Origin of the sequence: Kitasatospora sp. NPDC096147, from assembly GCF_044763225.1 — a bacterium.
Classification (GTDB): Bacteria; Actinomycetota; Actinomycetes; order Streptomycetales; family Streptomycetaceae; genus Kitasatospora.
The window spans coordinates 327,766-351,334 of sequence record NZ_JBIWFX010000002.1 but is presented as its reverse complement, the minus strand read 5'-3'; the positions used below and the strand labels follow the sequence as shown (position 1 = coordinate 351,334).

The 23,569-nt window shown below is 70.3% G+C and carries 22 protein-coding genes and 3 pseudogenes; 8 read left to right on the top strand and 17 right to left on the bottom strand.

What is annotated here, in order from left to right:
* The 11 genes from ACIRBX_RS07090 to ACIRBX_RS07040 all read right to left on the bottom strand — a co-directional run bounded on the left by ACIRBX_RS07090 (position 1) and on the right by ACIRBX_RS07040 (position 10,514).
* Entirely contained in the window at positions 1-1,230 is a 1,230-nt protein-coding gene (locus ACIRBX_RS07090) for an MFS transporter (protein ID WP_402294224.1), read from the bottom strand.
* Positions 1,231-1,340: 110 nt separating this feature from the next.
* On the bottom strand, positions 1,341-2,066 hold the full coding sequence (locus ACIRBX_RS07085; RefSeq protein WP_402294222.1) for a FadR/GntR family transcriptional regulator: 726 nt from the start codon (positions 2,064-2,066) through the stop codon (positions 1,341-1,343).
* A gap of 375 nt (positions 2,067-2,441) precedes the next feature.
* Positions 2,442-3,158, bottom strand: coding sequence for an ABC transporter permease (locus ACIRBX_RS07080; RefSeq protein ID WP_402294220.1), 717 nt, complete (start codon positions 3,156-3,158; stop codon positions 2,442-2,444).
* A 30-nt stretch (positions 3,159-3,188) separates the two neighbouring features.
* Positions 3,189-4,106, bottom strand: coding sequence for an ABC transporter ATP-binding protein (locus ACIRBX_RS07075; RefSeq protein ID WP_402294219.1), 918 nt, complete (start codon positions 4,104-4,106; stop codon positions 3,189-3,191).
* A gap of 9 nt (positions 4,107-4,115) precedes the next feature.
* On the bottom strand, positions 4,116-5,033 hold the full coding sequence (locus ACIRBX_RS07070; RefSeq protein WP_402294217.1) for an ABC transporter permease: 918 nt from the start codon (positions 5,031-5,033) through the stop codon (positions 4,116-4,118).
* Complete coding sequence (locus ACIRBX_RS07065) at positions 5,026-6,030, bottom strand: ABC transporter ATP-binding protein (RefSeq protein WP_402294215.1); 1,005 nt, start codon at positions 6,028-6,030, stop codon at positions 5,026-5,028. Before ACIRBX_RS07065 ends, ACIRBX_RS07070 begins: the two co-directional genes overlap by 8 nt.
* A gap of 128 nt (positions 6,031-6,158) precedes the next feature.
* Positions 6,159-7,046, bottom strand: a complete 888-nt coding sequence (locus tag ACIRBX_RS07060; protein WP_402294213.1) for a hypothetical protein — start codon at positions 7,044-7,046, stop codon at positions 6,159-6,161.
* Positions 7,043-7,897 carry a hypothetical protein gene (locus ACIRBX_RS07055; protein ID WP_402294211.1) on the bottom strand — a complete coding sequence of 285 codons (855 nt, stop codon included), beginning with the start codon at positions 7,895-7,897 and terminating at the stop codon, positions 7,043-7,045. Before ACIRBX_RS07055 ends, ACIRBX_RS07060 begins: the two co-directional genes overlap by 4 nt.
* The gene (locus ACIRBX_RS07050; RefSeq protein ID WP_402294209.1) at positions 7,894-8,790 is read right to left on the bottom strand and encodes a hypothetical protein; all 897 of its coding nucleotides are present in this window, start codon (positions 8,788-8,790) and stop codon (positions 7,894-7,896) included. The genes ACIRBX_RS07055 and ACIRBX_RS07050 overlap by 4 nt, the downstream gene beginning before the upstream one ends.
* A complete protein-coding gene (locus ACIRBX_RS07045; RefSeq protein WP_402294207.1) occupies positions 8,783-9,628 on the bottom strand; it encodes a hypothetical protein in 846 nt (281 codons plus the stop codon). The genes ACIRBX_RS07050 and ACIRBX_RS07045 overlap by 8 nt, the downstream gene beginning before the upstream one ends.
* A 211-nt stretch (positions 9,629-9,839) precedes the next feature.
* Positions 9,840-10,514, bottom strand: a complete 675-nt coding sequence (locus ACIRBX_RS07040; protein WP_402294205.1) for a TetR/AcrR family transcriptional regulator — start codon at positions 10,512-10,514, stop codon at positions 9,840-9,842.
* Between the two features lie 141 nt (positions 10,515-10,655).
* On the opposite strand from ACIRBX_RS07040, the gene ACIRBX_RS07035 reads away from it, so the two are divergent.
* Positions 10,656-11,183 (top strand): hypothetical protein, encoded by a 528-nt coding sequence (locus ACIRBX_RS07035; RefSeq protein WP_402294203.1) that lies wholly within the window; start codon positions 10,656-10,658, stop codon positions 11,181-11,183.
* A 726-nt stretch (positions 11,184-11,909) separates the two neighbouring features.
* Here ACIRBX_RS07035 and ACIRBX_RS07030 read toward each other — a convergent pair.
* Positions 11,910-12,311, bottom strand: a complete 402-nt coding sequence (locus tag ACIRBX_RS07030) for a DNA-binding protein (protein WP_402294201.1) — start codon at positions 12,309-12,311, stop codon at positions 11,910-11,912.
* On the bottom strand, positions 12,308-12,556 hold the full coding sequence (locus ACIRBX_RS07025; RefSeq protein ID WP_402294199.1) for a hypothetical protein: 249 nt from the start codon (positions 12,554-12,556) through the stop codon (positions 12,308-12,310). Before ACIRBX_RS07025 ends, ACIRBX_RS07030 begins: the two co-directional genes overlap by 4 nt.
* A gap of 817 nt (positions 12,557-13,373) precedes the next feature.
* Between ACIRBX_RS07025 and ACIRBX_RS07020 the strand changes: the two are divergent.
* From ACIRBX_RS07020 to ACIRBX_RS07005, 4 genes and pseudogenes are all read left to right on the top strand, one after another.
* Positions 13,374-13,589, top strand: a pseudogene (locus tag ACIRBX_RS07020) (LLM class flavin-dependent oxidoreductase); the annotation flags it as partial.
* Positions 13,590-13,865: 276 nt separating this feature from the next.
* Complete coding sequence (locus ACIRBX_RS07015; RefSeq protein WP_402294197.1) at positions 13,866-14,798, top strand: hypothetical protein; 933 nt, start codon at positions 13,866-13,868, stop codon at positions 14,796-14,798.
* Positions 14,798-15,454: a Pycsar system effector family protein gene (locus tag ACIRBX_RS07010; protein WP_402294195.1), complete on the top strand. Its 657-nt coding sequence runs from the start codon at positions 14,798-14,800 to the stop codon at positions 15,452-15,454. The genes ACIRBX_RS07015 and ACIRBX_RS07010 overlap by 1 nt, the downstream gene beginning before the upstream one ends.
* 487 nt (positions 15,455-15,941) lie before the next feature.
* Positions 15,942-16,183 (top strand): annotated as a pseudogene (locus tag ACIRBX_RS07005) (LLM class flavin-dependent oxidoreductase); the annotation flags it as partial.
* Between the two features lie 59 nt (positions 16,184-16,242).
* Here ACIRBX_RS07005 and ACIRBX_RS07000 read toward each other — a convergent pair.
* The 3 genes from ACIRBX_RS07000 to ACIRBX_RS06990 all read right to left on the bottom strand — a co-directional run bounded on the left by ACIRBX_RS07000 (position 16,243) and on the right by ACIRBX_RS06990 (position 19,074).
* Positions 16,243-17,664 carry a hypothetical protein gene (locus tag ACIRBX_RS07000; RefSeq protein ID WP_402294193.1) on the bottom strand — a complete coding sequence of 474 codons (1,422 nt, stop codon included), beginning with the start codon at positions 17,662-17,664 and terminating at the stop codon, positions 16,243-16,245.
* A gap of 122 nt (positions 17,665-17,786) precedes the next feature.
* Positions 17,787-18,674 carry an LLM class flavin-dependent oxidoreductase gene (locus ACIRBX_RS06995; protein ID WP_402294191.1) on the bottom strand — a complete coding sequence of 296 codons (888 nt, stop codon included), beginning with the start codon at positions 18,672-18,674 and terminating at the stop codon, positions 17,787-17,789.
* A 52-nt stretch (positions 18,675-18,726) separates the two neighbouring features.
* Positions 18,727-19,074: a hypothetical protein gene (locus tag ACIRBX_RS06990; protein WP_402294190.1), complete on the bottom strand. Its 348-nt coding sequence runs from the start codon at positions 19,072-19,074 to the stop codon at positions 18,727-18,729.
* Between ACIRBX_RS06990 and ACIRBX_RS06985 the strand changes: the two are divergent.
* From ACIRBX_RS06985 to ACIRBX_RS06975, 3 genes and pseudogenes are all read left to right on the top strand, one after another.
* Positions 19,010-19,777 (top strand): annotated as a pseudogene (locus tag ACIRBX_RS06985) (LLM class flavin-dependent oxidoreductase); the annotation flags it as partial. The gene ACIRBX_RS06990 and the pseudogene ACIRBX_RS06985 overlap by 65 nt on opposite strands.
* Before the next feature lie 125 nt (positions 19,778-19,902).
* A complete protein-coding gene (locus ACIRBX_RS06980; protein ID WP_402294188.1) occupies positions 19,903-20,520 on the top strand; it encodes a hypothetical protein in 618 nt (205 codons plus the stop codon).
* A 63-nt stretch (positions 20,521-20,583) separates the two neighbouring features.
* The gene (locus ACIRBX_RS06975) at positions 20,584-21,417 is read left to right on the top strand and encodes an HAD family hydrolase (protein ID WP_402294186.1); all 834 of its coding nucleotides are present in this window, start codon (positions 20,584-20,586) and stop codon (positions 21,415-21,417) included.
* 356 nt (positions 21,418-21,773) lie between these two features.
* On the opposite strand, the gene ACIRBX_RS06970 is transcribed toward ACIRBX_RS06975, so the two are convergent.
* Positions 21,774-23,561 (bottom strand): GAF domain-containing protein, encoded by a 1,788-nt coding sequence (locus ACIRBX_RS06970; protein ID WP_402294184.1) that lies wholly within the window; start codon positions 23,559-23,561, stop codon positions 21,774-21,776.
* Positions 23,562-23,569: the final 8 nt, after the last annotated feature.

Sequence of the window (23,569 nt, the reverse complement as noted above, 5' to 3'; positions counted from 1 at the left end):
TCAGAGCGTCTGGTTGCGCCCCGCGCCCCAGCCGGCCACCGCCGCCACCCCCGCCAGCACCAGCAGCAGCACCAGCGGCAGCTCCCACCCGCCGGTCAGCTCGTGCAGCGCGCCCGCGCCGACCGGCCCGGCAGCCGCCACCAGGTAGCCCACGGCCTGGGTCATGCCGCCCAGTTGGGCCGCGCCCAGCGCGCTGCGGGTGCGCAGCACGATGAAGGCCAGCGCCAGACCGAGCGAACCGCCCTGGGCGATGCCGAGCACCCCGGCGGCCAGCCAGGCCCCCGAGACCGGGGCCAGCAGCAGCACGGTGACGCCCACGCCGTTGAGCACGGCCATCGCGACCGCGAGCCCGCGCTGACGGGTCATCCGGCCGGCGACCATCGGCACCAGGAAGGCCCCGGCCACCTGCACCAGGTTGCTGAACGCGAAGACCAGACCGGCCTCGCCCTTCGCCATGCCGTGGTCCACCAGGATGGTCGGCATCCAGGCGACCAGCGTGTAGACCATCAGCGAGGAGACGCCCATGAAGACGCTGATCCGCCAGGACAGCCCGTTCCGCCAGAGGTTCGCGATCGGCGTGCCGGTCGGCGCCGCCGCGACCACGGCCTTCTCCTGACGGGACTTCAGCACCTGCGGCAGCCAGGCCACCGCCGCCACCGCCGCCAGCACCGACCAGGCCGCCAGCGAGCCCTGCCAGCCGCCGCCGAGCAGCCGCTCCAGCGGCACCGAGGTCGCCGCCGCCAGGGTGGCACCGACCAGCATGGTGGTGGAGTAGACGCCGGTCATGGTGGCGGCCTTCGCCGGGAACTCGCGCTTCACCAGACCCGGCATGGAGACGTTCAGCACCGCGATGGCGACCCCGATCACCATGCACCCCGCGTACAGCGCCACGACGTCGGGCAGCACCCGGAGCAGCACACCGGCGCCCAGCGTGAGCACCGCGCCGAGCACCACCTTCTCCGCACCGAAGCGCCGGGTCAGCCGGGGCGTCAGCGGCGCCCCCAGGCCCTGGAAGAGCACCGGCACCGTGGTGATCATGCCGCTGGCGGTGGCCGAGAGGCCGAAGGTGGCGGCGATCTCCTTGGAGATCGGCGAGACGGCGGCCAGGCAGGCCCGCATGTTGAGCGCGACCAGCACGATGCCGAACAGCATCAGCGCGGGGTGCGCCAGCCTGGTGCGGGTACGGAGCGTCGGGGCGGCGAACTGCGACTGGGCGTGGGTGACCGACATGACGGTGGTGTTCTCCGGGCAGGGCAGGAACGGGGAGCGGGGAATGGGGGCCGACGACGGCAACCGGGTCGGCGGAGGGTGCGCGGGCTACGGACCGGCCTGACCGGTCGTCACTTCCGCGCGGCGATGGCGGCGAGCAGCTGCTCCACGGCGGCCGTCGGCTCCGCGAGCAGCCGCCGACAGGCGGCCTCGGCGAGCTCCGGGTCCCCGCTCTCGATCGCGTCGACCAGCGCCTCGTGGGTGGCCACGACCACCTCGGGCATCTCGTGGTCGCCGAAGGCGGTCCGCATCGACTCGCGCACCGAGGCGCCGAAGTACCGGTAGACCTCGGTCAGTGCCGGATTGTGCGCGGCCTCGACCACCGCGGTGTGGAACTCCAGGTCGTGCTCGACGGTGGCCTCGCGGCCGGCCCGGTCGGGCTCGGTGGCGATGATCTCGGCCTCCCGGGCCAGCGCCGCCCGCATCCGGGCGATGTCCTCCGGGGTGTGCCGCACGGCGGCCAGCCGGGCCGCCTCGGCCTCCAGTGCGGCCCGTACCTCCAGCACGTCCCGCACGCCCGAGCGCTGCACACCGCGCAGCACCGCGGCCGGGTCGGTGGTCGAGGTCACGAAGGTGCCCTCGCCCTGACGGGAGACCAGCATCCCCGCGTGCACCAGCACCCGGATCGCCTCCCGCACGGTGTTGCGCCCCACCCCGAGCCGCTCGGCCAGCTCGTGCTCGGTCGGGATCCGCGCCCCGACCGGCCAGCTGCCGGCACTCAGCTGCTCCCGCAGCTGCTCGATCGTCACGTCCACCAGCGAACGCCGCCCGGCGGCCTGCAGCCCGTCCGCAGTCATCAGGGGGCTCCTTCCGGGGGTTCGCAGCAGTGGACGACAGTCATCCTACAACCTCTTGCCCGGTCATCCTACAACTGCCCCACCGAGGTCCCGCGAGACGGTTGACGAGGCCCTGCCCGCACCGCACCCGGCTTTCTCGGCACCCCTAGCTGACAGGTCGTCTAGCACGCCACTCCCCCCTCCACACCCCGCCGAACGGGGGTGTTGGCGGTGATCCACCCGGTGTGAGCATGTGCTTCACCTTCGGGGGCGCCGCGCGGCCGTCGGGGGAGGTGGCCCAAGGGCCGCCCCCGAAGGGTTCGGGTGGGTGCCCGAGCACACGAGAGAGGGGCCCCGGCTGATGCCGGGGCCCCTCTCTCGTGTGGTGCTCGCGGGTCACTCCTCGGAGGCCAGGGTCAGACCGGCCAGCTTCACCGCGGCCAGGGCCGTGGCCCCCAGGATGACCGCGATCAGCAGTGGTACCGCGACCGAGAGGGCGACGGTGGCGTCGATGGCGCCCTCGGCGGCCACCGACTCGGCCAGGCTGCGGCCCCACTGCTGGACGCTCAGGGTCTTGGCACCGTCCACGAAGTTGCCGATCAGGCTCTCCCAGATCAGCGCGTAGCCGAGGCCGGCCACCACCGCGTTCCGGGTGACCACCGAGAGCAGCAGGAAGATCGCGCTGTAGGCGGCCCCGGCGACCAGGGTGCCGACGGCGTAGCCGACCGCCAGGCCGTCCTCCCCGCCGACCAGCACGTAGCCGGCCAACAGGGTGGGCAGCGCGGCGAACGCCCAGGTGGTCACCACGGCCACCGCGAGCTTGGTGGTGATGATCTGCCAGCGCGGCAGCGGCTTGGCCAGCAGGTAGACGATCGAGCCGTCGTCGATCTCGGTGGCGATCACGCCGGTGCCGACGATCAGGCCGAGCAGCGGCACCAGGGTGCCCAGCGAGAGCTGGCCGAGGATGGTGGTGGCCAGTTGGTGCTTGTCCTCGCTGCCGCTGCGGGCGATCACGGAGATCACCAGCAGCAGCACGGGCGCGGCCAGCAGCAGGAGGCCACGGCGGCGCCCCAGCAGACCGCGTACGGTCAGCCTGGCGACGGTCAGGTTCACAGGGGTCAGCCTTTCGGGTGCGACGGGGCGTCAGTTGGCGACGAGGTAGGAGAAGACGCTCTCCAGGGACTCGTCGGCCGGGGAGACGGTGTAGAGCCGGATCCCGGCCTCCTTGGCGACCCTCGGCAGCAGGGTGGTGAACTGCGGGAAGTTGATCGCCTCGATCCGCAGCGCCCGCTCGTGCCAGTCCAGTTGGATGCCGGCCGTGGAGCTGTCCGCGATCAGCGCGGAGGCCAGCTTGCGGTCGTCGCTGGAGCGGACCAGGTAGCGGTGCGGACGGTCGGTCATCAGCCGGCGGATCTTCCGGAAGTCACCGGAGGCCGCGTGCCGGCCGGCCACCACCACCTCGATGTGCCGGGCCAGCTGCTCGACCTCCTCCAGGATGTGCGAGGAGAACAGCACCGTCCGCCCGGCCGAGCCGAACTGCCGCAGCAGCTCCATCAGCTGGAGCCGCTGACGCGGGTCCATGCCGTTGAACGGCTCGTCCAGCAGCAGCACCTCGGGGTCGTGCACCAGCGCCGAGGCCATCTTGACCCGCTGCTTCATGCCCTTGGAGTACGTGCCGGTCTTCCGCTCCTGGGCGTACTCCATCTCGACCAGGCCGAGCGCCTTCTTCGCCGCCGCGCCCGGATCGGCCAGACCGTGCAGCTCGGCGTTGGCCAGCACGAACTCCCAGCCGGTCAGGTAGTCGTACATCGACTCCCGCTCCGGCACCAGGCCGATCTTGCGGTAGACCTCCTGGTTGCGCCAGATCGGCGCCCCGTCCAGGGTGACCGCCCCGGCGGAGGGTGACAGGAAGCCGCTCATCATGTGGATGAGGGTGGACTTGCCCGCGCCGTTCGGCCCGAGCAGACCGGTGATGCCCGGCCCGATCTCCATGCTCACGTCGTTGACGGCGACCACGTTGCCGAACCAGCGGGAGACCTTGTCGATGGTGATGACGGCCATGACGTTCCCTCAGATCTTCCGGTAGCGGCGCAGCAGCGCCCAGTACGAGCCGGCGATCATCGCGGCCACGACCAGCGCGAAGACCACCACGCCGATCCCGCCCGGGGCGGTCAGCGGCCCGGCCGTCTTGATGTCCAGCAGCTGGTTCAGCATCGCCTCGACGGCGGAGCTCGGGGAGAGCAGGAAGGCCCAGTGCGCGGACTCCGGCGGGTCGATCCGGTTGCCGCCGATCAGCACGTAGACGATCGTCGCGATCACCGAACTCACCAGCAGCAGGCCCATGATGGCGGCCACGCCGAAGCCCCGGCGCGGGGTCAGCGCGGCGATCGCCAGGCCCAGCGCGGCGTAGAGCACCGAGGTGACCAGCGCGACGGCCAGGCCCTGGAGGAAGTGGCCGGTGTTCTTGCCGAGCGGCAGGCCGCCCAGGATCGAGCCCAGGTAGAGCACCAGCAGCGGGGTGACGGTCATCAGCAGCATGGCCGCCGTCATCGCGGCGAACTTGGCCCGCACGTAGTCGCCCCGGGTGATCGGCCGGGAGAAGTACAGCGGCACGGTGTGGTGCCGCAGGTCCCGCGACATCAGCACCGGGGACTGGGCAGCCACGAAGATCTGCACCAGCACGCCGAAGCCGGAGAGGAACTGCGCGTAGTCCACCGGCAGCAGGTCGGTGGCCAGGGTGTCCTGGAGGAACAGGCCGATCGCCACGATCACCAGGGCCGCGGCGGCCAGCCCGGCCGCCACCAGCATCGGCAGCACCTTGGACTTGCCGGAGCGGCCCAGCCCGTAGGCGGCGCGCAGGCTCTGCACGAAGAGCGACCGGGTCGCGTAGCCCCGGCCCAACCGGGGGCCCTGGTAGCTGCGGTAGCCGATGTTGTGGATCACCCCGGTGTCGGCGGGGGCGGTGCCCGGGGGCAGGTGCTCAGACATCGGCGCGGCCTCCGGTGGTCTCGCTGGCGTCGGTGACGGTGGCGGCGGTGGCCTCGCTCGTGGCGGTGGCGTCGGTGGTGAAGATCTCGGAGACCCGGTGGCGGCGCTGCTCCAGCCGGACCAGGCCGAGGCCGAGATCGGCCACCACGTCGCGGACGGTGTCGTAGGTCTCGTCCCCGGCGATCTCCACCAGCATGATCTTGGCGCCGTCCTGACGGACCACCAGACCGGCGGCGGCCAGCCGCTCGCGGACGGCCTCGTCGGCGTCGTAGGCCGGGTCGTCCGGACGGTCCGTCACCTCGACCGCCAGCAGCTGGGTCGCCTCGGTGAACGAGGCGGTGGAGGAGGAGCGCAGCAGCCGGCCGCCGTCGATCACCACCAGGTGGTCGCAGGTCCGCTCCAGCTCACCCAGCAGGTGGGTGGTGACCAGCACCGAGATGCCGAAGTCGCTGTGCACCCGCCGGATCAGGCCGAGCATCTCGTCCCGGCCGACCGGGTCGAGGCCGTTGGTCGGCTCGTCCAGCAGCACCAACTGCGGGTCGTGGACCAGTGCCTGGGCCAGCTTCACGCGCTGCTTCATGCCGGTCGAGTAGCCGCCCATCGGGCGGTAGCGCTCCTCGTACAGGCCGACGTGGCGCAGCGTGTCGGCGGTCCGCTCGCGCGCGGCGGCCGGCGGCAGGCCCGACATCCGGGCCATGTGCACCACGAACTCGGTCGCGGAGACGTCCGGCGGCAGACAGTCGTGCTCGGGCATGTAGCCGACCCGCTCGCGGATCGCCGACCCCTCGGTGGCGATGTCCAGGCCGAGCACCTGGCCCGTGCCGGAGGTCGCCGGGGCCAGCCCGAGCAGGATCTTGATGAGTGTGGACTTGCCCGCCCCGTTCGCCCCCACCAGACCGACCACACCGGGCTGCACCTCTACGGTGAGCTGGTCCAGTGCGGTGACCCGGGGGAACTTCTTGGTGAGGGCGTCCGTCTTGATGACAGTGGTGGACACCGTCCCAACCTAGTGGTCCGGCGCCCGGCGGGGAATGAGCTCGCGAGAGGACCGCCACCCCTACCCCAGGATGACGCGCGGCCGTCCGTCCCCTAGGGGACGGACGGCCGGCCGGCGCACGCGGCGGCTCAGCCGCCGAGCATCGCCCACTGCCCCGTGCCGACCTGGCGGAACGCCTGGCCCGGCACACCGTCCTGACTGCTCATCAACACCAGTCCCGCCACGTCCCCGCGCTGGAGGTACACCACCCTGGTGACCGGCTCGTCCGTCCCGCCCGCCTTGGCCGTGCTGACCTGCACCGTGGAGCCGCTCTTCATCGCCGGGTCGAGGACCTCGCTGCTCGCCTCCAGCCCGGGGTGGTCCTTCGGCTCGTGGTCGTTCATCTTCAGGTAGTGGGCGTTGGCCTCGTCCTCGGAGCCGAAGCGCAGCAGCCAGAGCTCGGTCCGGATGCCGTCGGCCGCCGTCCAACTGCGGTGCACCGCCTCGCGGCAGGCGTTCTGCAGCAACAGGCCACGCGTCTCGGCCGGCTCCTTCGACAGTGCGGCGTAGTCGGTGCAGCTCTTCCGGTCGGCCGGTGCGGCCACCCCGACGGGTGCGGGCAGCAGCAGCTGCCGCAGGTCGGCGTGGTGACGCCCGCCGGCCGTGCTCGCGCCCGGGGCCGGCTTGCCGGACGGGAGCGGAGGCAGCGTCAGCTCCGGGAAGACGTAGCGCCCGTCGTTCGGGGTGCGCAGGCCGGGCAGGTCGGTCCGCTCCTGGACCAGCACCCCGGCGGCAGCGGCGCCCCCGCCGAGCAGCGCCACCAGCACGGCCGCCACCCAGCGGGCCGGCACCTTCCGACGGGGACGGCGGGGCGCCGCCACCACCAGGTCGGCACCGGGTTCAGTGATCGGCTCGGATTCAGCGATCGGCCCGGGTCCGGTGACCGGCTCCACCGGGACTGTCGCCGGTGCGTCCGGCCGGGCCGCGTCGGGCTGCGGCGCGTCCGGCGTGCTCTGGTCCGTCGTCGGCTCGGTCATGCGGATGCTCCCGGGCGGGCCAGCCGGTCCAGCTGACGGCTGAACAGGTCCACGGTCTTCTCCTTCGGCAGCGGGGCCACGCCCTCCACCTCCATCTCGACCCGCAGGTCGCCTTCGGCCGCCGAGCAGATCAGGTGGTCGATCTCCGCACCGGGCTCGGCGGACGGCAGGAAGCAGCGGGCCTGGTCGTGCCCCGCCACGTTCGGCCCGAGGCGGTACAGCCCCGAGTCCGAACCCAGCACGTTCTGCCAGGCGGTGTCCGCCTTCACCGCCTCCTGGTGGTACCTCAGCAACCAGATGGTCACCACGTACGAACGGTCGGCCGCCACGTAGCTGCGCACCCCGGCGCCGGTCAGCGGCGTCTCCTGCCAGTCCTGGCGCAACCGGTCGCGGAGCTTCTCCGGGAGGTCGCGGATCTGGTCCTCGACCCAGCCCTTCCGCTGCTCCTCGGTCAGCTCGGTGTCGTTCCCGTAGGCGCCCGCGTCCGGCCCGACCCGGTGGTCGTCCGGCAGCGGCAGCAGCAGGTCGCGCAGCGACCCGAAGTGGCTGCCGTTCTCCCGGGTGCCGAACGACGGGCTCGGCGAGGCGCTCGCGGACGGCAGGGCGGAGGGCTGTCCGACCGGGGCGGCCACCACACTCCGCTCGGGGTACTGCGTCCGCAGGATGCCGATCCCGATGCCGACGCCCACCACTGCGGCCGCGACCACGGCGGCCCCGGCCCGCAGCGCGAACTGCCGACCGGCCTTCGGCTCCGTCGGCTTCGTCAGCTCCGTCAGCTGCGCCTGCTGCGCCTGCTGCGTCATCAACTGCTGGTGCTCACCCGGGAGTCCGGGGTCGTCGGTGATGCTCATACCAGCCGCTCCCACTGCTGCTTGGCGACGCTCGTGAGCTCGTCCCGGTTGATCGGGGACGGCGAGTACACGGAGATCCGCATCACCAGGTCGCCGCGCCGGGCGGATGCCAGTCCGTAGTAGTACTTCTCGGTGCTCTGCACGTACGTGCGGGGCTTCTCCGGGACCATGTAGAGGCCCCCGGTGATGTCCGGCAGCGGCAGCGGGACCCCGTCCGGCTCGAAGTCCTCGGCCTCGCGCTGCGCGGAGCGGGCCTTGTCCGAGTGGTACTGGATCAGCTCGACCTGCCACTGCACGTCGTTCTTCTCCCAGCCCACCACCGCGTCGCGCCGGAAGCCGGTCAGCAGCAACTCGCGGAAGTACGCGGCGGAGTCGCCGACCCCGTAGGCCTTCTCCCCGACCGAGTGCCAACCGGTGTTGGACCAGAAGCCGTCGTCCCACTCCTTCGTACCGTCCGGCCGGGGCACCAGCAGGGTGCGCAGGTCGCCGTCGATCTTCAGCGGTGTGACGGCCGCCTCGGCCACCGCGTTCGGGTCCGCCGGAGCGGTCGGGTAGACCGGCGAGGGGACCACCAGCGCGGGCAGCGGCGTGGGCGGGCGGCCGTTCTGCACCGCGTAGCCGACCGCACCACCGACCAGCGGGCCGACCAACAGGGCGGCCAGCAGCAGGACGGCGGTGGGGACGCGGCGGCGCGGCCCGGCGGGCTCGGCGGACTCGGATGCTTCCTGGGTGCCCAGGGCTTCCGGGGCGTCCAGGGCTTCCGGGGCTTCCGGGACCTCCCGGGCGTCCAGGGTCTCCGGATTCACCGACGGATCGGCGATCCCGGCGGCCCCGGGGACCTGCGGCAGGTCCGAACTCCCTGCCGCACCAGACGTGTTGCTCGGCTCAGCCACCGGAGGACAGCCTCTCTCGCTGACGCTTCATCGCGTCCTGCAGCGCCGCCTTGTCCGGCGTGCCCTTCACGTACACGGTGACTTCGTACTCGACGTCGCCGACCGACGAGATGCCGAGCATCTCCCCGGTCCACGCCTCCTGTTCGGGCTTGAGCATGATGCCGCGCCCGTCCGGATCGCCGTCGATGGCGAAGCTCTCGCCCCGGTCGGTCTCCATGCCGCCGGCGAACTCCTTCGCCATCTGCCGCGACTTGAAGCGCAGCAGGCGGACGTCCACCTCCTGCTGCCCGTCGGCGGTGCGGTAGCGGCGGAAGGCCGCGTCGTTCCGGTACCCGTAGGAGTCGAGCACCTCACCCATCTCCGCAGCGTTGGAGAACTGCTCCGCCACCTCGTCCTTGCTCAACTTCACGCCGTCCGCCGGGCCGTACGACTCGGCGCCCTCCGGCATCGGCAGCAGGAAGAACCGCAGGTCGCCGCCGTGCGTGGCACCGTCCACCGTGCCGTGCAGCGTCGAGGACGGCTTGGGCTTGGACGTCGGGCTCTGGCTCGGGCTCGGGCTCTGGCTCGGAGTGGCACTCGCGGACGCGGACGTGCTCGGCGAAGCGCTCGCACCCGGGGCGGCCGACCCGGTCGACGGGGCCACGGGAGCGGCCACCGCCTTCCCGCCGTCCGGCTTCCCGACCAGCACGGTGACGGTCGCACTGGCCGCCGTCACGGCGAGCAGCCCGGCCACCGCCAGGCCCACTCCGAGGGCGCGCGGCATCCGACGGCCGGTCCGCACCCCCTCGGCCACTCCACCCTCGGGCCCGACCCCCTCACCGGAGGCGTTCTCGGGCACGGGTTCCGACGCGTGCTCGGACGCGGACAAGTCACTCCCCGGGATGATGCGAACGCGCGGCCCCCGCTCCCCACCGAAGCGGACCGTCACGTGTGAATGCACGGATTATGGTTTGCCCTCCCCCCACCTCCAAGCCGGTTTCTCCGACCTTCCGTCACAATGCCCACCCAACCGGACACACCGTGATCGAACCGCAATCACCGGCCCGGTTTCAGCGCCCTCCGGGGAGCCCCGCCGCCATCCCGTCCAGCAGGGCCCGCAACCCGAACCCGAAGGTGTCGTCCGGCGCTCCGGCGTAGTCGGCCGCCGAGTCGATCCGGGCCCGGAGACGGGGAAGCCCGGCGGACGCCTCCGCCGCCTCCGCCATCACCTTGCCGAACACCTGCTCCGGGTCACCCCCGTCCCGCTCGATCCGGCGGGTGAGCGAGGCCGTGGCCGCGGCCGGCGCCGCGTTGCCCAGCACGTAGGTGAAGACGGCGGCGGCGGCCCGATCGGCCTGCGACCCGGCGAAGCCGGCCCGCTCGTAGACGGCCAGGGTGTGGTCGTCGTGCCGGGCCTTGCCAACGCCGTGGAACAGGTGGGTGGCGAAGGCCTGCACCAGCCAGGGATGGCGGCCGAACATCGCGTGCAGGTCACCCGCCATCAGCTCGGCCGCCTCACGCCAGCAGACCGCCTCGAGGTCCGGCAGCCGTACCTCGTCCCAGACCAGGTCACCGGCCAACACCAGCAGGTCGTCCTTGTTCTTGACGTGCCAGTAGACGGCGGTGGCAGCCGACTTCAGCCGGCTGCCGAGGGCCCGCATGTTGAGGCCCTCCAGGCCCTCTTCGTCGAGCAGCTCGACGGCGGTGCGGACGATCTGCTCGCGGGTCAGCGTGTTGCGTGGCATGGCCTCCACCCTAGGGCGCGGGCGTGCTCCTGCACAAAGTTCAAGAAGGTAGTTGCACAGCGTTCAAGTTCGGCCCTAGAGTACTGGCCATCGGGACTTGCACAGCGTTCAAGTCCGCCGCCACTCCACCCGGGAGCCACCGTGCACACTCTCGCCGCCGTCGCCGCCACCGCTCAGATCCTGGTCGCCGCCGCCTTCGCCTCCATCCCGCTGCTGCGCCACCGCTTCGGCGCGGCAGCGGGTGCCGCCGCCCGCGCCGAACTCCGCCGCCAGGGCGTCCGCCCCGAGGTGCTGGCCGAGAACAGGCTCCGCTTCGACGCCAGCGGCCACGAGTGGTGGGCGCCCGGCTCCTTCGCCGCCGCCAGCCTGCTCGCCGCCGGCCTCAACCTGGCCGGCCACCCGCTCGGCACCACCCTCACCTGGGTCTTCTCCACCATCGCCTTCCTGGCCAACCTGCTGATCCTGCAGAGCCAGCTCGGCGCCGCGAAGTCCGTCCGGGCCGCGTTCCGCCGCAAGGGCGACGCCGAACTCCTCACCATCGACGTCCCCGCCTTCCTCCGCGCCGCCGAATCCGCCTTCCCGGCCTGGACCCGCACCCTCCAGCACCTGCGCCACAGCACCGTCTTCGCCGGCTCCGCCCTGGCCCTCACCGCCGCAGCCCTGATCTGACCCGGAACGCCGACAACTCACAGGCGGCGAACGGCCGGTGAGCACCCACGCCGACGACGTCGCCACGGGGATCGCCGGCAAGCAGACCAGCGCCGCCGGACGTGTCATCGTGGCAACCTGAGCAGAGGACGGCCTGCCCGGCCCGCACGGCACGCGACCCGAGGGCACCTGCCCCAGGTGGACGCGTCCGTGCCTGCGACGAGTGAGAACTCCCGGTCGGCTTTACCACGGCCGACGCCGGACGGCTGTCCCGTGACCACCCCGACCTGATCGGCTCCAGCTTCCCGCTGGACGACGGCCAGGCCACCACCCTCGCCGCACTGCTGGGCACGACGCCGACACCTCCGGGACGGCCTACTTCCCGGAGACCCGGTCAGAAGCCTGACGGAGCGTCCGACCTTCCCCGCTTCTCCCGACCGTCCTGCGCAGGGCCGGTGCCATGCGACCGGGCGCCGTGCTCCTCCCCATCCACCAGCGGAGCAAGGGACGGAATACCCGGCGTCGAGCCGAGGACCTCGGCTTCCACCCGGCTTACGCCTACGGCCACTTGAGCCGGCGGAGCTTCCAAACGCGCACCGTGGTTCGGCTCACTGCCGACCCTGACGGCGGCCACCGCAGCCAAGCGGATCAGGCTCGGCACCCTGGTCACCTCGGTCGAGCCTCGTTCACCCATCGCATCCCGATCTGCGGAAATGCGGATCATGAATACCCTGACCCGCCCTCGGATCAGATGGCGATGAGCCGGATCCGATCACCGCAGAGCCTGGCCATGTCGTCGACGTCCGATGTCAGCATGACCACCGGGCCTGGCTGACGGAGTGCCATCTCGGCGACGGTGGCGTCGATGGCGTACTTGTGACCGTGCAGACCCGCCTGCTTGAGAAGCGCCGCGGAGGCTCTGGCCGCGTGCTCGGTCACGGGCTCGATCCTGACCTGTGAGAGCACCCAGTTCATCCGGGCGGTGTTCGCTCTGGCGTGCGAGACCTCCACGATGGTGTTGGCGCCGATGACCAGACCGGCCCCCATCGAGTGGAATGCCTTGATCATCGCGAGCAGCTCCCGATCCTGCGCGATCCAGGCGGACATTCCCTGGGAGTCCAGCACGACGGTCTCGATCCGCACACTCACGCGGCAGTCGCTCCGCTGCCCGGCTCGGACGAACCCAGAATCCGCGCGTGCGCGGCGGCAAGCTCCTCATCCGTGAAAGCGCCGTGCTGTTCCTCGTACTGGCGGAGTTCTTCCGCGACCAGTTGATGTCTGATCTGCCGGGCCACCGCTTCCGCGACGTAGCCGGAGACGTTGTCGGTGAGCTTCTTCAACTCAGCCACCTGCTCCGTGGGCAGGGTGACCGTGATGCGCGTGGTAGCTGCCATGAAGCAAGCATACCGCCGGTATGCACACTCCGGCCGGCCTCCTGCCGAAGGTTCTACCTGGCGCTTGGAGCGGACTCGACGGGCAAGCCCTCCGCCGTCTGCCTGCCGCGCGTCCGATCTGGGGCAGAGCCCACCTTGGCCAGGAAGTTGCTGGTGTGCGACAACTGCAAGGCGTGGACACCCGACTTGGGAGGAGAGGCCCTGACGGGATGAACCGCACCCATGGACGGCCGCTGATTCGTGCATCTGTCGGGAGCTGCGGAACTCGATGCGCAGACGGTGGATGTCGAGGAAGCCTGCCGACGCTACGCCGAGGACCGATACGAAGTCACGCCTCAGCTCCGGCAGTTCTTGGATAACTACGGTGAACTCACCGTGACCTGGCGCCGGCGAACCTCCGAGGTGGAGGTCACGACGTCGGTGGAGAGAACACTGGAGAGCGCGTAAGCCCTCGCCAGGACCATTCGGTTCTTCGTCGAACGCATCGGCCGGCCCGTCGTGCTGGTCGGCAGTGCCTTCGAGACGGAGGAGACCCTGCTGCCAGCGGACAACGGTGACGTCCTGCTCGCCGGGGACGCCGGGTACCAGCGGGTCGCGAACGGCTTCGGGAACGCGGTCCGAGGCCTCGTCACCGACGAGTGGGGACAAGACGTTCTTCTGAGGAGCCGTGTCCGCCGCGATGGCTCTTGACCTAGCCACCGGGGCGGCCGACGTACTGGCGGCGAAACCGAAGAGGTCGTAGCCCCACCGTGTTTCGCTCGGACGACGACTCGCCGTGCGAGCAGCCGAGCCCGTGGCGCTCGCGTAGGGTCGAGGCATGCGTCTGAGCACCGTGATCCTCCCCATCCACCGGTGGAGCGAGGGGCAGAAGATCTGGCGGCGGGCCGAGGAGCTCGGGTTCCATGCCGCGTATACCTATGACCACTTGAGCTGGCGGAGCTTCCGGGACGCGCCGTGGTTCGGCTCGCTGCCGACCCTGACTGCGGCGGCCACCGCGACCGAGCGGATCAGGCTCGGCACCCTGGTCACCTCGGTCAAGCCGCGTTGATGCATCACGCGCTGACCTGCGGAAACACGGCTTTGCCAGCGGTGTTTCGCAGAGTCGCGGCCCCGTGAACGTCGCGCTTCGTCCCCGACAACGGTGCACCCGAATAGGGACGCTTGGTTGAGGACGGAGTGCTGGGTCTCGCGGAGTTCGTAGGTTCACACCGCCTCGACTTTCGGCTGGCTGGCGCCGTCCGTATTCGCCCGGCTCTGTCGGCCCCTTCCCGTAGCGTAGGAACAGCATCGGCGAGTGGGAGGGCTGTCCGTGACTGAGGTGGGACTCGAGGACCTGCTCAAGGACCTTGACCAGAAGGCGAAGGACGAGTTCGCGTCCACCCCAGAAGTGGTGGACAAGGGACACGACCTCGATGTGTCGGCGCTTCCGATCACAGCGAGGAAGTGGCACAAGGTTGCCGACGCGGTCGCCGTGGTGGCGGACTTGAAGGGCTCAACCAAGTTGGGCACCGCAAAGTGGGCTGCGAGTACGGCCAGTATCTACGAGGCCAGCACCGGTGGAGTCGTAAGGATCTTCGACGAGTTCGAGGCCGACTTCCTGGCGATTCAGGGCGACGGCGCGTTCGCTCTCTTCTGGGGGGACCTCCGATACGAGCGTGCGCTGGCCGCCGGGATCACCGTCAAGACGTTCAGTGTTGACTTGGTGGAACGTCTTGAAGCTCGATGGCCGAATGACTCCCAGCTGCCCAGCACCGGATACAAGGTTGGCGTCGCCTCCAGCCGTCTCCTCGTCAAGCGGGTCGGTACGCCCCGTAACCTAAATCAGCAGGAGCCGGTTTGGGCTGGCAAGGCTGTCAACTACGCCGCCAAGGCAGCACAGTCGGTTGATCGACACCTCATGACTGTGACTGGCAGCGTGTGGGACCGCGTCGAGAAGAATGACTACCTGGCTTACACCTGCCCTTGCGGAGACGGACCGTCTGACACCCTCTGGGGAGACCACACCATCGATCGACTTCCTGACGGAGACCCAGAGGCTCAAGGGCGCGTGCTGTCCTCCACGTGGTGCGCCACCCACGGGGAGGAATATTGCGCGGCCGTTCTGCGCGGCGAGAAGAAGCGCAACGACGTCGATCATCTGAAACGGGCAGCCTCGTCGGCTCAGATGCGTGAGGCGATCTGGGTGAAGGCACAGCAGGAACGTCAAGCGCTGCGGGCGCGACGTGCTGGGTTGTCCTCGTGATGCCGCAGCAGGACCCCTCGACCGACGGGGAGGTCGGGGAGGATGTCCCCAGTCCGAATACCCTGCAGCCGGAGCACGCATGGAAGGCACTGAATCTAGTAAACGACTGGGTGAAGCACGCTGAGACCAAAAGCGCCGCGACTCTGGCCGCTGCTGGTGTTGCTGGTGGGGTCGCCTACAATTTGCTCAAAGACCAGAGCAACCCCGGCATCATCCTTGACGTCGTCGCAGTTGTCGGCGGTCTCATGATCTTTCTCTCCGGACTGTTTGCCATGGCCGCTCTTGCGCCTCAGCTGAAACCTCCATTGCCTGGTGAGCTGCGCGCGAAGTTGCGCGGCATGCGGCCGAGGCGCAATGCGCCTCGTAGCGAAGGCGAGACCGAGCCGGCACAAGCTGAGGCTGAGCACAGTCCAACGAACCTTCTATTCTACGGCGACGTCAAGCGTCAATACGAGTACGACGCGCCGACATATGCGCAGGTGCTGGCTGCGCTTACGGGAAACAGCGAAGAGATCACCAATCATATTGCGCTTCAGGTCCACGCAAACTCTCTCGTCGCGAATAGGAAATATGTGTGGGCGAACCGCGCAATACGAGCCCTACGTATTGGTCTCATCTGCCTTGCCTTGATCGCCTTGATCACCGCCAGTCACTAACCTCGATCTTTCGAGGCTAGCCCCGCTGCGCTGCCCGACTATCGCGGTGAAGCCAAGCTCGCGCTGGCGGCTGGAGCCCGGTGCGCGCCGTGCTCTCGATCTGCCCGCGCAACGCCTCCACCGCCCGCTACGGGGTGCCCGTCTCGTACTGCTTCGGGTCGCCCATCGTCAGCCATCCCTGCTCGTACTACAGGACCAGCTTCAGTCCGCGCAGGCCCGTCGCGGCCACGGCGAACGGCAATCTGGGAGCTTCCGGGCCTCCGCGGCCGTGCGGAAGGTGCCCCACGGTAAGATCGATCCCTCGCTGAGCACGACACGAGCACGTTGGTCCACCTGCTCCTTCGGCACCCACGCCTTGTGGCTGAGCGCCGTGGTGTCGAAGCCGCTACTGCCGGCGCCGATGCCGCTGGTGATCCGCCCCGCCGTCGCTAGGTACCTGAAATTAGGCGACGTAGTCAGGGTGCCCCGGCGCACTAAGGTCGATGCCATGCGACTGAGCACCGTGATCCTCCCCATCCACCGGTGGAGCGAGGGTCAGAAGATCTGGTGGCGGGCCGAGGACCTCGGCTTCCACGCCGCCTACACCTACGACCACCTCTCCTGGCGTTCCTTCCGGGACGAGCCTGGTTCGGGGCCGTCCCGACCCTGGCGGCCGCCGCGACCGCCACCGAGCGGATCCGCCTCGGCACCCTGGTCACCCCGGTCAATACTTTTTCACCTATCACAGTCTGACCTGGAACGTAGACACCTTGTGACCTTAGGTAGCGGCGCAGCTGCGCGGGTGGCGATCAGTCCAGTTCGAACAGGGGCTCCGGCTTCTGCGCCTTGTGGAAGTACCGCTGGGCCTTGGATGCTCGGCTTCGAGTGCGCCGCTGGCGCTCGATGGCGGTTTCCTCGCTGAACTCTGTGGCGACGACGACGCTGTGACCAGTGCTGACTCGGCGTTGGACGAGGGCCCGGAGTTGCTCGGCCGTGGTTCCGACCGTCCCGGCCAAGCCGTGCTTGACCAGCTCGACGAACTGGGTGCTGACCAGGTGGCGTTCCACCTGGTCGTAGCCGAGCAGGCGAGCTTCGCTTCCCTCCCGACCACGGGTGCAGTCGTCCTCCAAGAGCAGACGCACGTAGGAGATCGGGAGGTACATGCCAGGAGTGAGCCCTCCTGTGAAACTCTCTGGGTCCCGAGGCCAGTAAGCGAGTTTCAAGAAGCACGAGTCGCTTCCCAGTCGCCAGTCGCTGGGGCGGGACGGTGGGCTGCTCAGCTTCGCTACTTCGTCGAGCCGGTCGAGCTGGCTCCTCAACCGCTTGTCCACCCGGATCGACCCCTTGCGTGCATCGAGACGCTTGTACTGGACGAACGTGAAGCTCATGGTCGGCTCGTGGTAGTAGATCATGTCGGTGCCGAAGCGGGACTCGACCGGGGTGGCATTGACGTTCGCCACCTCCAGGTATCGGCCGCCAGCGTCTCGCAGCACATGCACGTCGCAGCGTGTTCCCACTCCGTCCTCCCACTCGCTGAACAGGCCGAAGGCCTCCCCTGAAGCGCGGACGTCATGGTCGATCAGGCTGTGCTCCACTGGCTGGGGAATGAGGCCGGCCAAGTACGGGTCGTGTCGTGAGGGCGGGCGCTGCCATGCTGCGAGGGCGGACAGGGGGAAATCGGAGATACGCACAACGCTGCGTGTCGCATCTTGTTGTTCCTGCCATGACCGGTCGGCCGCGTCACTGCTGTCCAGAACAGGCGGGTTCGCCTGGGCCGCGAGCCAGTCGAGCAGACCGATGACCCCCGGATGGGCTTCACGAAGCGCACCATCGATGGCCTCCCACAAGGTGTGACTGCACATGCCGACCACACCAGTCTGAGACGCCTGCTCGAACTCGTCCCGGAAATCGGGAGGGAGGCGGCTGAGAAGGCCGTAGTGCCCGTCGAGCGGAATCGTCTCCATGCACTCGCGGAGAGGGTCGATGGTGATGCTCCTGTCGACGGCACCGACCGTGTTTTGCTGCGCCACGAGGCCGAGCCACATCAGGTGCCTGATTCGCTGACCGGTCGTTGTGGCGGCCTCGCTCAGTAGCAGGACCATGGGCCGATTCAGAGACGGCTCAACCGGTCTGACCGCCCTGGGCAGTGCCTTCGTCAGCCGTTGCTCGATCCTCAACTTCTCCCGGATGGAGTTCAGCTCGCTTGCCGTCAGCGTCACGATGTAGGCCACGGCACGAGCCTATCGACGCCAGAGCTGGCACCTCATCAATTTACTCGGACTGCAATGCGAGCAGACCGTGTCCACGGCCGGGCGCTCCACCAGGTGGGTTTGAAACGCCCCGGTCAAGCACCTCAAGTCAGCTGGGCCAGACCCTCGGTGGCTATCTTTTCGAAGACCGCGAGGTCGTTGGCGAAGATCGAGTCGGGCACCGGCCAGTGGATCACCAGCTCGGTGATGCCGAGCTCCTGGTAGCGGCCGGCCCAGTCGACGAAGGCGTCCAGTGAGGCGAGCGGCCGCTCCGCCGTCGAGCCCTGCAGCAGCACCTTTTCCAGCGTCGCCACGTCCCGGCCCTGTGCCTCGCAGGCGGCCGCCAGCTTCGCCAGCTGCGCCTCGATCACGGCGGGCGCCTGGTTGACCGGCACGTCGGCTGGCCCGCGCGCGTCCCCGTACGTGACCCAGCCCTGCCCGTACTCGGCGGCCAGCCGCAGCCCGCGCGGACCGGTGGCAGCGACGTAGAACGGCGCCCGCGGGCGCTGGACGCACCCGGGGATGTTCCGCGCCTCGACGGCCGAGTAGTACCGGCCTGCCTCGGTCGTTGCGTCCTCGGTCAGCAGTTTGTCCAGCAGCGGCAGGAACTCCCCGAGCCGGTCCGCCCGCTCCTTCGGCGTCCATGCCTCCTGCCCCAGCACCGTCGCGTCGAACCCGTCCCCGCCGGCCCCGATGCCCACCGTGAGCCGCCCGCCGGAGATGTCGTCGACCGACAGCAGGTCCTTGGCCAGCGTCACGGGGTGCCGAAAGTTTGGTGATGTTACGAGGGTGCCCAGCCGGATCCGCTCAGTAGCCGTGGCAGCTGCCGTCAAGGTCGGAACAGCTCCGAACCAGGCCTCCTCACGGAAGCTCCGCCACGACAGGTGGTCGTAGGTGTACGCGGCATGGAATCCGAGGTCTTCGGCTCGCCGCCAGATCTTCTGGCCCTCGTTCCATCGGTGGATGGGGAGGATCACTGTGCTCAGACGCATGCCCTCGACCCTACGGGAGAGTGGGTTCCTTCTGCGGCTTGGTCATCATCGCTCAGCCGGATCTGCGGTTCGCGGAGGGCCAGGGGTAGTCGAAGGTGTTGCGTGAGCCGAGGTACGGCTCCAGGTTCTGCCGACTCGGTGGCGGGTCCGGAGACAGAGCCACACCAGTGCCCACCGGATCGATGGAATCGGCATGCGCTTCTGCCAACTGAAGCCACTCTGCGGTCTCGTCGTTAACGCCCCCGTTCGCGTGTTCGCGCACCGCGGAGCAGAGGCTGCGGATCTCGTCGGCCTTGCGGCGGGCTTCGAGCTGCCGCTCCAATGCTTTGAGCCTGTTGTCGTGGATCAGCTTCTGGTGGGCCTGGTCGATGGCCTCATACCAGCGCTGCTTTCGTCGCATGGACCGATTGTATGAACGAGGAATGACCTCGCCGAACTTCCGGCACCCGGTGGCCCTGGCCAAGGAGCTGATCACGCTGGACGACGTGTCCGGCGGGCGGCTGACGCTGGGGATCGGCGCCGGCGGAGCGGGCTTCGACGCGACGGCGCTGGGGCAGGAGGCGTGGTCGCCGAAGGAACGGGCGGACCGCTTCGGGGAGTTCGTGCCGCTGCTGGACGAGCTGCTGACGAACGATGCCACGACGCGCGAGGGGACGTACTACTCCGCCGTCGAGGCGCGGAACATCCCGGGCTGCGTGCAGACGCCCCGGGTGCCGTTCTACGTGGCGGCCACCGGGCCGCGCGGGCTGCGGCTGGCGGCCGAGCACGGGCAGGGCTGGGTGACCTACGGCGACCCGCGCGGGCCGGCCGAGGTGCCGGTGAGCCAGGCGCCGGAGGTGATCCGGGGTCAGCTGGCGAAGCTGACCGCGGCCTGCGAGCAACGCGGCCGGGACATCGGCGAGTTGGAGAAGGTGCTGCTGCAGGGCTCGACGGCGGAGCAGCCGCTGCAGTCGGTGGACGCCTTCGTGGACTGGGCCGGGACCTACCGGGAGATCGGCATCACCGAGCTGGTCATCCACTGGCCGGTGCCGGACTCGATCTTCGCCAACGACCTCGCGGTCTTCGAGCGGATCGCCACCGAGGGACTGGCCCAGCTGGGCTGACCCGGACCGGACCGCCGCCCGGCCGCCTGCGAAACCAGGGGTCGGGCGGCGGGCGTCCGTGGAGGTGGATAGCCTGTCCGGTCGTTGGTCGTCATGTGGGATGGATACGCGGGGGAGTCGTCGGTATGTCAGCTCGTGGACTGGTGACGGGTGTTGCGGTGGTCTCGGCCTTGGTGCTGGGGCTGACCGGGTGTCAGGACAAGGACGGGGGAAGCGGCAAGGCCGCCGTCGCTCCGGCCGACACGGCGAGCTCCGCACCGGTCGCGACGCCGGGCGCAGGCACGGGCGCGGGCGGCACCGCGAGCGGAACGCCGAAGGCCGGGGCGAGCAAGAGCCCGAGCGCGGCGGCGAGCAGCGCGACCGGCGAGGACCCGGACGCGGAGGCGTGCAGCACCCCGGCGCCGAAGGCCAACTGGAAGTACGTCCAGGCGGTCAAGCCGCCCAAGCAGGACACCCTGTACGTGAAGGACGCCAAGTTCGTCTGTGACCCGAACGACGGGCACTACGAGGGCGCCGGGGCCGAGAAGACCTACATGTTCGCCACCAAGGTGAAGGCCCAGATCTCGGCCGGCCCGGGCAACACCAAGGTGGTGCCGGTGGGCGAGCTGTGGCAGCACATCGGCGACTGCCTGGTGGACCGTGCCCAGGTCAAGGAGCCGTACAGCTGCTCGGGCGGGATCTACGAGATCGCGCTGGACGGCACCGGCAAGATCACCGAGATCCGCGAGGTCTGGCACCCGTAGGCGGCGGACCCGGCCACGGACCTGGCAGGTCCCGTTCCGGGCGGGGTGAGCGAAGATGGAGCGGTGACCGACTCCTCCCTCCCGCTGCCCCGCCCGCCCAAGCTGATCGCCACCGATCTGGACGGCACGCTGCTCTGCTCCGGCGGAGTGGTCTCGGCCCGGACCGCCGCCGCGCTGGCGGCGGCCGAGGAGGCCGGGGTGCAGGTGGTCTTCGTGACGGGCCGGCCGCCCCGGTGGATGGAGCAGGTCAGCCCGCACATCGGCGGCCACGGCATCGCCATCTGCTCCAACGGCGGCGCCGTGGTGGACGTCCGCCGGGGTCGGCTGCTGCGCACCTTCCCGCTGGACCCGGCCGACACCCTGCGGGTGGTCCGCGAGCTGCGGGCCGAACTGCCGGGGTGCGCCTTCGCCTTCGAGTTCCCCGGCGGCTTCGCCCGGGAGCCGGAGTACTCGCTCTTCATGTGGGACTCGCAGAACGAGCACCCGGTGGCGCCGGTCGAGCAGCTGCTCGCCGAGGGGCGGGTGGACGGGCTGTTCAAGGTGCTGGTCAAGCACTCCGAGCTGGACCCGGACGTCTTCCTGGACAAGGCCAGGGCGGTGGCCGGCCAGTACGTCGAGATCACCCGCTCCGCGCCGGTGGCGCTGCTGGAGATCAGCGCGCTCGGGGTCACCAAGGCCACCACGCTGGCCGGCCTCTGCGCCGAGCAGGGCATCGACCGCAGCGAGGTAGTGGCCTTCGGCGACATGCCGAACGACCTGGAGATGCTGGCCTGGGCCGGCTCCTCCTACGCGGTCGCCAACGCGCACCCGGACGTGCTGGCTGCCGTCGCCCGGCACACCGTCAGCAACGAGGAGGACGGCGTGGCCCGGGTGGTGGAGGAGCTGCTCGGCCTCTGACGGCCGCCCGGACACGGGGAGCTCTGCGGAGCGGGAGCCACGGGGCACCTGCGGGGTACGGGACTGCACCGGCAAGTGACCCTCCGCACCCGGCATCTGGGAGGGAGTCTTCCGCCTCGCGCAGTTCCTCGCGCCCCTGACCGCCCTCCGGCCCGAGCAGCAGCGGCGCGGCGGACACCGAACGCGGAGAGCTGTGCGGAGCGGGAACCACGGGCCACCTGCGGGGTACGGGGCTGCACCGGCAAGTGACCCTCCGCACCCGGCATCTGGGAGGGAGTCTTCCGCCTCGCGCAGTTCCTCGCGCCCCTGACCGCCCTCCGGGCAGCACCGCAGCGGCACGGCAGCGGCGCGGCGGCTCAGAGCCGGGCCGACCAGCGGACCCGGGTGCCACGACCCTCCGGGCCGGGCTCGTGCCAGGCGTCGCCGCCCAGGACCTCGGCCCGCCGGGTGAGGTTCTTCAGGCCGCTGCGCCGGCCGCCGTCCGGGATGCCCACCCCGTCGTCGGTCACGGTGAGCAGCACGCCGGGCCAGCCGGGCCGGTCGGCCGACTCCGGGTCGCCGGAGAGCGGGTGGCCCTCGGCGTCCAGGTGGACGGTGGCGTCGATCTCCACCCCGACCCGGGAGGCCCGGGCGTGCCGGGCCGCGTTGGAGAGCATCTCGCGCAGTGCGGCCAGCAGCTGACGGCCCGTCTTCTCGCCGACCAGGCTCTCCACCGGGCCGGTGAAGGTCATCGAGGGCTTGAAGCCGAGGGCGGCGGCGGCCTGGCTGCCCTCCCGCAGCACCCGGGTGCGGAGGTTGTCCGGTTCGTCGCCGTGGTCGTCGTGCTGGAGCGCGTAGATCGTGGTGCGGACCTCCTGGATGGTGGCGTCCAGCTCGTCCACCGCCTTGCCGATGCCGACCTTGACCTCGGGCACCAGGGCCCGCCGGGCGGCGCCCTCCAGCATCATCCCGGTGGCGAACAGCCGCTGGATCACCAGGTCGTGCAGGTCCCGGGCGATCCGGTCGCGGTCCTGGAAGACCGCCAGCCGCTGCTGGTCGCGCTGGCCCTCGGCCAGTCGCAGGGCCAGCGCGGACTGTGAGGCGAAGGCCTCGGCCAGCTGCTTCTCGGTCTCGGTGAACGGCGGGGCGCCGACGTTGCGCCAGACCGAGAGGCCGCCGAGGATCCGGCCGGCCGCCACCATCGGCACCGCCATCGAGGCGCCGAAGGTCCGGGCCAGCCGGATCACCACGGTCGGGTCGGTGGACATGTCGTCCAGGTAGACGCTCTCGCCGCGCAGCAGCTCGGACGCGAAGCTGCTCGGCGGCAGCAGCTCGCCCTGGACGAACTCGGCCTTCTCGCCGGAGGCGTGGGCCACCCGCATCTGGCCGTCGCCGGTCGGCAGCAGGATCATCCCGAGCGCGGCGTCGGCCAGTTCGCGGACCTGCTCGGCCGCCACCGTGAGGGCCACCTGGGCCCGGTCGGTGGAGAGCAGCGCGGTGGTGACGGCCGAGGCGCCGGCGATCCAGCGCTCGCGGCGGCGGCCCTCCTCGTACAGCCGGGAGTTCTCGATCGCCACCCCGGCGGCGGCGGCCAGGGCGTGCACCACCTGGGCGTCCTCGGGGGTGAAGGCACCGGTGGTGGACTTCTTCTCGGTCAGGTAGAGGTTGCCGAAGACCTCGCCCCGGACCCGGATCGGCTCGCCGATGAAGGACTTCATCGGCGGGTGGTGCGGCGGGAAGCCGACCGAACGCGGGTCGGCCGAGAGGTCGGCCAGCCGGAGCGACTCGGGCTGCTCGATCAGCGCGCCCAGGATGCCGCGCCCGGTGGGCAGTTCGCCGATCCGCGCGGCGGCCTCGTCGTCGATGCCGACGTGGATGAAGTCGGAGAGCCCGTCGTTGTGCGGGGAGACCACGCCCAGCGCGGCGTACTTGGCGTCCACCAGCTCGGCGGCGGCGGTGGCGATCCGCTGCAGGGTGGCGTGCAGGTCGAGCCCGGCGCCGACCGAGACCACCGCCTCCAGCAGCCGCTGCATCCGGTCGGTGACGGCGGCGGCCGACTGGAGGCGTTCGGAGACCTCGGTGACCAGGGTGTCCAGACCGAGCGAGGCGATCTCGGGCACCCGGTGCACGGTCGGGTCGGTGGCCTGGTCCGGGGTGTTCTCCATGGGTTGAG